The sequence below is a fragment of the Chryseobacterium barbadense genome, from assembly GCF_042849955.1.
In the GTDB taxonomy this organism is placed as follows: domain Bacteria; phylum Bacteroidota; class Bacteroidia; order Flavobacteriales; family Weeksellaceae; genus Chryseobacterium.
On sequence record NZ_BAAFHL010000141.1, the window covers coordinates 1 to 1,476 of the forward strand.

Here is a 1,476-nt window from a genome sequence, read left to right on the forward strand (position 1 = left end):
ATATCATGAACAATTCCTACATGAGAAACCCTGCTTCCACCTGCCGTTGCAAAGAATAAAAGATCACCCGGCTTTACATCTCTGATATCGATATTTTTCCCTGCTTCCGCCTGATCAGACGATCTTCTGGGCAATTTCAGATCATTTTCCTCAAAAACTTTTACGGTAAATCCGGAACAGTCGAATCCTGAAGAAGTATTGCCTCCGAATTTATACGGAGTACCGATATATTTTTCAGCATCTTTCAGAATATCTTTAATAGAGCCTGAAATTTTTCCATCAAATTTTGAATCCAGCTTTCTCAAATTTTCAGATTTAACAACCGTTTTAGTGTTTTTACTTTTAGCAGCAGATGCGCTTTTAGAGCTTCCGCAGGAAACGATGACGGATGAAGCCATCAGAATAACTGACAACTGGTGTATTCTTCTCGTATTTTGAATGAAAGCCGCTTTCATATTGAACTGATTTTTAATGTGATATCAAATATTTTACAAATATACATATTATATTTTAATTATATATAAACTATACTACAACTATACTATAAATATATGTTAAAACTTCATATTTAATTAATTATCACTATATTTGAATCCAATTTCGTTACATGGCAACTTATGAAAGTTTAATCAAACTAAAAGGCTCTGTTGGAGACCTTGTTTTTTATACACTGAACGGCAAGAATGTGGTTCGGAAAAAAAGCGGGTTCAATAAAACGGCTTTTAAGAAGAATCCTGCTTATGAAAAAGTTAGGCAGAATAGTTCAGAATTTGGGCACTGTTCCAAGATCGGGAAAACGATAAGGCAGGCTTTGAGTTCTTATCTTAAGGAAGCGGACGATCCTCTACTCTATCAGAAGCTTGCTAAGCTGATGACAGAAATAAAAGATTGTGATCATATTTCAGGAAGAGGTAAAAGAACAGTACAAAACGGACTGTCCACCGATGAAGGGATGCTTCTCCTGAAAGGCTTTCAATGGGGAAACATTCCTAATATAGAGAATAAAGCAACTATTTCTTTTGGATTATGGGATAAGAGTCTTCACTTTGGAAAAGATTTCAATGCTCATGAAGTCAGTATTCTGACTTTGAAGATTGATTTTGAAGATTATCTGACTGAAAGTTTTGAAGATAAGCTGCTTCTCGGCACCCAACAAGAAGTTGCCTTTGAGCGGCATTTTTCTACTGATGATTTTCTTCTGCATTTTATGGCATTGAGAAAAGACGGGAAAATAATGAGAATGGGATTTGTTTAACCTCCTTTGCTTATCGAGCTTTTACTTTTTTAATTTTCCGATGAAGTATTCTTAAAAAAATAATTATTATATAAATAATTTGCATTCCTGTTAAATAAAATTCAATAAAATGTTTGCACATCTCGTTTAAATACTTACTTTTGTACCGCTTCGAAAAATGTGGAATGAAAAAATGGGGAATTAGCTCATCTGGCTAGAGCGTTAGACTGGCAGTCTAAAGG

At 34.5% G+C, this 1,476-nt stretch carries 2 protein-coding genes; one reads left to right on the forward strand and one right to left on the reverse strand.

The genetic code is table 11. The features are described from left to right. Positions 1–455: C40 family peptidase (locus ACGHIN_RS17230; RefSeq protein ID WP_390456460.1), on the reverse strand; the 455-nt coding region annotated here is incomplete at its 3' end. Between the two features lie 152 nt (positions 456–607). Between ACGHIN_RS17230 and ACGHIN_RS17235 the strand changes: the two genes are divergently transcribed. After that, positions 608–1,255, forward strand: a complete 648-nt coding sequence (locus ACGHIN_RS17235) for a hypothetical protein (RefSeq protein ID WP_390456463.1) — start codon at positions 608–610, stop codon at positions 1,253–1,255. Positions 1,256–1,476 lie beyond the last annotated feature (221 nt).

Excerpts from the sequence above, each read along its gene's own strand:
- ACGHIN_RS17235 (WP_390456463.1), top strand. The coding sequence starts at position 608 with ATGGCAACTTATGAAAGTTTAATCAAACTAAAAGGCTCTGTTGGAGAC.